Genomic DNA, 6,254 nt, shown 5'->3' on the forward strand with positions numbered 1-6,254 from the left:
TGGTCATTATTTCCGCAGAGCCTTCGCTTCTCGCTCCAGCGTTTCGCGTTGGTTGCCGTGCTTCGCGATCAGCTCTTTCACCTGCTGGGGTGTGATGCCGGTCTTTGTTGCGAAATACTCGACTTCATAATCCTCATCGGCCGAGACCCGGTCCCGATCGCGGAAGTCCCGCTTGCTCTTGTCGTCGGCCATATCGATTCCTCCTTCGCTCATCCCGCAACGCCGAGTTGACGAGTTTGTTGCACCCAAGAGGCTGATTTCCAGTTTCGGAACTATTTTAGCTTAATCTTATTGAATCGCCGGAGGGCGGATCAGTGCATGCGTTTGAAGTTCATCGAGCCGTTGATGCCGACCCTTGTGGAGAACCCTCCCGAGGGTGAAGGCTGGACCCACGAGGTCAAGTTCGACGGCTACCGATCGCAGATGATCATCGATGAAGACGGCACACGCATTTATACGCGCAACGGCCACGACTGGACGGCGAAATATCGCGACCTGGTGAGAGAGGCCAAGCGCCTTGGTGCCGAAAGCGCCATTGTCGACGGCGAGATAGTCGTTCTGAACGACAAGGGCCTTTCGGACTTCGCAGCGCTGCGCAAAGCCATTACCCGCCGGCAGCACGACTTGTATTTTGTTGCTTTGATCTGCTTCATCTTAACGGCCACGATCTGCGCGATATGGCGCTAGAGGAGCGGCGCGAGATCCTGGCCGGCATGATCGAGCCCGGCGGGCGTATTCAGTTCAGCGAGCCCTTGCCGGGGGAAGCCAAGGCCATCTTTCACTTGCTCGACAAGGCCGGACTTGAGGCATGGTGTCGAAGCGGAAGGACAGCAAATACCGAAGCGGTCCGTCGACCAACTGGCTGAAGGCCAAGTGCTATGCGATTGACGAGTTCGATCTGCTCGGCGTCGAGCGTGAAGCGGGCAAGCCGGCTTTCGCTCTGATGGCTGAGCGCGGCACCGGGCGCTATGTCGGCAGCGCATTCGTCACCTTGAACCGGGAAATGCGCGAGAGGCTATGGAAACGCGTCCAGGAGCACCCAGGCACGGCGCCCAAGGGCGTCATGAAGCGGCCTGCGACGCAATGGGTCAAGCCGGGCTGATCGGCCGCGTGAAGCACTTGCGTGGCGAGGATGACCTGCGGCATGCATCGCTGCAGGACTTCCGCGAGGAGAACAAATAGCAGCTCCACAACTGGCCATCGCTTTTGCGAGAGGCGCGCATCCCAACGCCGCAAAGGCCGAGCTGAACGCGATACCGCAGGAACTCGCCTCACGCTGATCAACGGTTAACACGGCTAAGGACGCCTAACACTGTCATTGCAAAGAATAGGAAAGGAGTTTTTAGACATTCATTCATCTATCCGTGCTTTCTAATGAGCTATGTCTTTCAGCACCTTCACCCGGATATTGGAGGATGTCGTGGATGATAATTGATGCCGCCAGCGGAGGTTTCCGCATGGCACATCTTACCGCCGACTACGCCTATCTGATCGCGTTCCCGTTTTTCGATCAATACCCAATCAATCACTCAACGACTGTCACCGTCCCGCTGGTTGCGAGCAAAATCCCGCCGGCCTTGGTTTGGAAAAGGGGCCATCCTGGATGCGAATTATGACAAAGATTTTTGAGATCCTGGTGGGAAGCATGGCGATTGGAGCCGTTCTCGCAAATCTTTGCATGCCGGCGAACGCCGCAGTTGGCGACGACGGAACCACTGCCCCCACTGGCACGAGCGGTGCCACTGTCGGAACCGAGTCCCCCGACCATCCGACCAATACGGATCTGCCTCGCATTGTCGACGCTATGTCGAGCGCCGAAATCACTCGGTTCAAGAAGCGCTGCATCGACGTGATCGAGAGCCGGGGCGTTTATGATCGTGACCTGCGCCAGCTCTGCCTGCTGATCTGGCGCCACTAACCAAACCGTTCGCAAGTGCCGGAGCTGTCGACATGACACTCTCCAGTTCCGACAGTAGAGGCCCGCCCACCGAAAAAGGTTGGCGGGCTTTTAGCTAGCGGCCCTTACCCCACGGTTGGGTAAGTGTTTCCGCCCGATTATCCGCGCCCTAAAAGCGCATCCCCTCGATGCCATCTTCACTGCACTTCCCAATCATCCCCACCGTCTAAGTCCGAATGCTTGGCCCTGAAGGTTTCAAGATAGTCGACTATCTGAGGGTCGTTCGGGTCGAACGCTTGCCAATGTGGATCATCATCGACGTTGGCCAGATCGAGAAACTCGGTGATGTCCACCCCGCCATTGAGGGCGGCGACGCCAGAGTTCAAGCCGATGTATCTCAGGTTGAAGTCAAAGCGAAAATCGGGTGACCGGAAGAACTTGGCCCTGTCGCAGTCCGGGAAAGGCCGGGCTCGGAAGTGGTCCATCAAGCGCTGCTTTTCAGCGATGCCTTCAGTAACTGAAATCATGTATGTTTCCGGCCGTGACAGACTTTCGTTGATCCGGCCGGCCGGCTTCCTCATGGCGCCCCAGAGGTGAGGCAAGCCAATTGCAGAGAAGAAATCCTGACCGATCGATTCGCCGGGCCAAAATTTAGGGTTGTATGGTCGAACGACAACACGATCAGGTCCGAGCGCCTCAACAAACGGTCGCAGGATTTCGTAGAAATCAAGTTGATATTCCGCGACTTCGATGGGGCCCGTCAGGTAGTCTTTGACGCATTGCGCATACACGCTCTCAAGCAAGTGATCGAAGCGCCGCAAATAGAACACCACCTTCACCTCGGCGCCAATATCCAACAGACCCTGAAAAATAGATGGATGAGTGCTGGCTCGCGAAAATTCCTCGCCTGACATCAGCAACGTCTCGCAATCGGAATCGAGTGCGAAGAACGCGCCAACGTTCTGCTCAAACGATTTGCTGTCGTCGTAACCGATTGCGGCTATGCTGTGCTGCGGCCCGAACGCTTCATTGGCCGGGTCGTGGGGGTCGGGGTAATGGATCGAGTTCCCCGCCAACAGATCCCGATTGGAGGCCAGGCTCGCCTGAAGATAAGAGCTTCCAGTCTTGTGAATTCCGCAATGCAAAATAAACTTCTTATAGCGCCTCAATGGCCGCCACTCCCGTTCACTCCTGATTGTTTATCAGGCGCCACTGCGTGCGCTCGGGACCATACCATGGACCGCAGTTGGTGGCATTACCCCGAATGCATACGGCAGGGCAGATGACGGACGCTAGTCCGCGGCGACATTGCGCCGGTGCTTCCAATCGAACGAAACGCCGGCCGGGGCCAGGCGGTAAGTGCTCTCGCCGGAGGTGGATCAGACAGTATGAGCGGCATTGATCTGATCTCCAATCTCGCAGCGACCATGGCTCCGGTCATGGAGCAGATGGGCGTTATCGCAGCTTCAGAACTCGGTCCCGAAATGCTGCAAGATCGAATTCGCGCCGAGGCTTATGCAAGCGGAAGCGTGGTGGTCGGCCGATATAAGGTGGGCTGCGTGGTCACGACGAATGTAGGCACCACGGTCATGCGCCCGCGCTCCCCTCGTCCAGCCCGCTCGAGCTGAAATTGACTGCTCAACGATGGAGGCGGAGAAGGCGCACTAGAGCGGTCCGACCGCTACAGCGATAGCGCCATCAAGACAGCGCTGCTACGTCAGAGCAGCAGGTGAATTGTCACAAGCTCGATGATCAGCAAAACGGCGCACACCGTGCCCGCAAGGGCATAGCCTCTCCAATAGGCACGGATATCCTGATCGGTTTGGAATGCTTCTAGCCAGAGCCCGTCGGGGAAGACGCCAAGGCAAATTGGGATAGGCATCGCGGCTGGCACGATTGTATCAGGTGCTAAAGCATCTCTGCCCAACATGCAGGCGGCTCTCTGACCGCGAAGAACGCATATTAGCCAGCGCTAACTAATGGCGAAAGCCCTTCATCGAAATATCGCCGGCCTGTCCTGATTGTCTCTTTGGTTCTTTCAAACTGGGCAATGGCGTGTCGCCGCAGGAGAGCGGGACAAAGAACAACATCGTCTAGCCCCCTTGACCTGCCAAGAGGCATCTGAACAGGAAAAGGTGACGAAAAGCGCCAGGCGGCGCCGCAAGGCGAAGCTGTGTACGATCTGGAGCTCGCTACCGATCAGGTCATAGCTGGCTCCGGCGCCCCCCAGACCATCTGGCCGCTGGCGAAAATATGCGATCCTGCTAAACTTATCCCGTGTGAACACACATGAATGGGGGCTTTGTGCCGGTATCATATGACCTCATTGGCAAGACAGCCGTCGTAACCGGCGGAGCAAAGAGTATCGGCAAGGCAATCGTAGAGCGCCTTGTAGCGTCGGGTGCTTCAGTGCACGTGTGGGATCGAGATCAGATCGAACTGAAGGGTGTGGTGTCTACGAAGGTCGATATTACCAGCCGCGATCAGGTAACCCATGCGATCAACATGATCGTCGATCGTGGCCTGCGTATAGACGTTCTGGTTAACAACGCCGGTTATCTAGGAACCCTTCACCCGTTTGACCAACACGAACCTGCAGACTGGCGAAGCATCATCGAAACCAATCTGATCGGCACGATGCAAGTGACGCAGTTGGTTTTGCCCCACATGCGAAAATGGGGTGTTGGCCGCATTGTCAATATGGGCTCTTTGGCGGGCAAGGAAGGACTTGCCAACCTTGCCGCCTATTCAGCCTCCAGCGCAGGTATCGTAGTCTTCACAAAGGCGCTTGGGCGTGAGGTTGCCAATACAAACATACGCGTGAACTGCGTCGCTCCTGGGCCAATCGATACTGACATGATCCGAAACCTCGGGGTCGCAGCTGTCGAGACAATGATCGCCGATAGTCCAATGAACCGGCTCGGCCGGGTCGAAGAAGTTGCCCACATGGTGGCCTGGCTGTGCTCGGACGCCAGCAACTTCAATACCGGCGCGGTATTCGACATGTCGGGTGGGCGGGCGCGTTACTAAGCGCCGACTGTCTCGGTGCTTTCAGGTGGCCCGGCGTCACCGTGGACCAAATACTCCCACCCCTAAACGGCGACCTATGTGATCCCCTCATGGCAACTCTGCGGTACGAGGTAAGGCGGGAACCGGATGGGACGTGGACGGTGTTCGACGTGTTCACCGGGCAGCCGGCTATTATAGTGGGCCACCCTTCTGTCGACCTTCCCGACATGGAGTATGCTGAAGAGCTGGCAGCCATCCTGAATGCCAACAACCTGAAGCATAGTCTATATCACGGGAGGTCCCCCGAAGGTTCGCCTGACCGAGGTGGCATGACAAGTTAGCCATTCAACCAGCCTTCGTACTGCCCATCCAGGATGGCTCGTCCGATTCCGAGCAAGCATTAGTTATTGAACTCCCGACTACGACGGTCTTAAATCGACTTCCCATTGCGTTTCGTAGGGAGGATGTGATGGGCAAGGTGGTGCCAATTCGCAGGGCCACGCCTTGCGTGGAAGTAGTCGGAGCCAGTGGCGAATGGGTAGGGTCGTCCGCATCATAGAGACCGACCAGGAAATTACACGCTCATTCGGCCTGAATCGTTTGCGCTGTCCTTCGCAGAAGGCCAGCGGATACGCCTGCATCTCGACAAAAAGCTCTGGGTGAACGGTGCTAAATCCCCGAGCCGTCCAGTTGCTGGCTGTCTTGCCTCCCCAGGGCGCCGGCATGGAGGCTCGGTTTCGGCAGTAACGTCGAGACGATGCGCTCGACGAGCCTGAAGGTCGATCGTGAAAAATCGGACGCTCAAAGCTCCTGCCTCGGGCCGCGTTCTCGCCGCTCAATGATCGTCGAACTGCCTGCGTAGGTGATCAGGTGAAACCAGACCTATTCCTCGCCCGTCACGCCTCTCTTTCAGCCGTGCGACGACTACATGCTGGCCGCTTTCTGAGGATTTTCACCGCGAAGCTGACGGTCCGCTTGCGGCCCCATCTCAGTCATACCGATCACAGGCAGGGCGTGAAGCGCGCGTCGCATTGCGAGTAGGGAAGGTAGTGTGCTGAGAGTTCTGCAATTCGCTGAGAGAGGGCGGTCATGGCAGGCTGGTGATGTTCAACGTCACCGATTCCCTGGAAGGAACGCCACCATGACCAAGACAGAAGGTAAATCGACCAGCGCTGCCGTCAAAGACATTNGAAGGAACGCCACCATGACCAAGACAGAAGGTAAATCGACCAGCGCTGCCGTCAAAGACATTCTGCTTTCGAACCCGGAGGGGCTGCACGAAGTGATCCGTGCGGTAATGCAGGAGGTTCTCGAGGCCGAGATGGAGGAGGCGCTGGGTGCTTCGAAG

The 6,254-nt window shown here is 57.1% G+C and carries 8 protein-coding genes and 2 pseudogenes; 7 read left to right on the top strand and 3 right to left on the bottom strand.

The window, feature by feature from the left end; all coding sequences use genetic code 11:
- Positions 1-6: 6 nt before the first annotated feature.
- On the bottom strand, positions 7-192 hold the full coding sequence (locus X726_RS137550; RefSeq protein WP_023815822.1) for a DUF3606 domain-containing protein: 186 nt from the start codon (positions 190-192) through the stop codon (positions 7-9).
- 231 nt (positions 193-423) lie between these two features.
- Between X726_RS137550 and X726_RS1000000172125 the strand changes: the two are divergent.
- The 4 genes and pseudogenes from X726_RS1000000172125 (at position 424) to X726_RS137540 (ending at position 1,918) form a co-directional block, all read left to right on the top strand.
- A pseudogene (locus X726_RS1000000172125) lies at positions 424-866 on the top strand (hypothetical protein).
- Positions 809-1,102: an ATP-dependent DNA ligase gene (locus X726_RS1000000172130; RefSeq protein WP_023673874.1), complete on the top strand. Its 294-nt coding sequence runs from the start codon at positions 809-811 to the stop codon at positions 1,100-1,102. The pseudogene X726_RS1000000172125 and the gene X726_RS1000000172130 overlap by 58 nt, the downstream one beginning before the upstream one ends.
- 355 nt (positions 1,103-1,457) lie before the next feature.
- A complete protein-coding gene (locus tag X726_RS137545; RefSeq protein ID WP_155929886.1) occupies positions 1,458-1,616 on the top strand; it encodes a hypothetical protein in 159 nt (52 codons plus the stop codon).
- Positions 1,613-1,918: a hypothetical protein gene (locus X726_RS137540; protein ID WP_023673877.1), complete on the top strand. Its 306-nt coding sequence runs from the start codon at positions 1,613-1,615 to the stop codon at positions 1,916-1,918. Before X726_RS137545 ends, X726_RS137540 begins: the two co-directional genes overlap by 4 nt.
- Before the next feature lie 176 nt (positions 1,919-2,094).
- Here X726_RS137540 and X726_RS137535 read toward each other — a convergent pair whose 3' ends face one another.
- Positions 2,095-3,066, bottom strand: coding sequence for a hypothetical protein (locus tag X726_RS137535; RefSeq protein WP_023707400.1), 972 nt, complete (start codon positions 3,064-3,066; stop codon positions 2,095-2,097).
- Positions 3,067-3,285: 219 nt separating this feature from the next.
- On the opposite strand from X726_RS137535, the gene X726_RS1000000170970 reads away from it, so the two are divergent.
- The gene (locus X726_RS1000000170970; protein WP_023673879.1) at positions 3,286-3,525 is read left to right on the top strand and encodes a hypothetical protein; all 240 of its coding nucleotides are present in this window, start codon (positions 3,286-3,288) and stop codon (positions 3,523-3,525) included.
- A gap of 89 nt (positions 3,526-3,614) precedes the next feature.
- Here the strand turns inward: X726_RS1000000170970 and X726_RS0136990 are convergent, their stop codons facing one another.
- A complete protein-coding gene (locus tag X726_RS0136990; protein WP_023695016.1) occupies positions 3,615-3,827 on the bottom strand; it encodes a hypothetical protein in 213 nt (70 codons plus the stop codon).
- A 359-nt stretch (positions 3,828-4,186) separates the two neighbouring features.
- Between X726_RS0136990 and X726_RS137530 the strand changes: the two genes are divergently transcribed.
- The gene (locus X726_RS137530) at positions 4,187-4,927 is read left to right on the top strand and encodes an SDR family NAD(P)-dependent oxidoreductase (protein ID WP_023673881.1); all 741 of its coding nucleotides are present in this window, start codon (positions 4,187-4,189) and stop codon (positions 4,925-4,927) included.
- A gap of 1,183 nt (positions 4,928-6,110) precedes the next feature.
- A pseudogene (locus X726_RS0137000) lies at positions 6,111-6,254 on the top strand (IS256 family transposase); the annotation flags it as partial.

It is taken from the genome of Mesorhizobium sp. LSJC285A00, from assembly GCF_000503155.1.
Classification (GTDB): domain Bacteria; phylum Pseudomonadota; class Alphaproteobacteria; order Rhizobiales; family Rhizobiaceae; genus Mesorhizobium.

What these genes read in the sequence shown, in the direction of transcription:
- X726_RS137540 (WP_023673877.1), top strand. Translation starts at nt 1,613, where the DNA reads ATGACAAAGATTTTTGAGATCCTGGTGGGAAGCATGGCGATTGGAGCC.
- X726_RS137545 (WP_155929886.1), top strand. Translation starts at nt 1,458, where the DNA reads ATGGCACATCTTACCGCCGACTACGCCTATCTGATCGCGTTCCCGTTT.
- X726_RS137550 (WP_023815822.1), bottom strand. Translation starts at nt 192, where the DNA reads ATGGCCGACGACAAGAGCAAGCGGGACTTCCGCGATCGGGACCGGGTC.
- X726_RS1000000170970 (WP_023673879.1), top strand. Translation starts at nt 3,286, where the DNA reads ATGAGCGGCATTGATCTGATCTCCAATCTCGCAGCGACCATGGCTCCG.
- X726_RS0136990 (WP_023695016.1), bottom strand. Translation starts at nt 3,827, where the DNA reads ATGTTGGGCAGAGATGCTTTAGCACCTGATACAATCGTGCCAGCCGCG.
- X726_RS1000000172130 (WP_023673874.1), top strand. Translation starts at nt 809, where the DNA reads ATGGTGTCGAAGCGGAAGGACAGCAAATACCGAAGCGGTCCGTCGACC.
- X726_RS137530 (WP_023673881.1), top strand. Translation starts at nt 4,187, where the DNA reads ATGAATGGGGGCTTTGTGCCGGTATCATATGACCTCATTGGCAAGACA.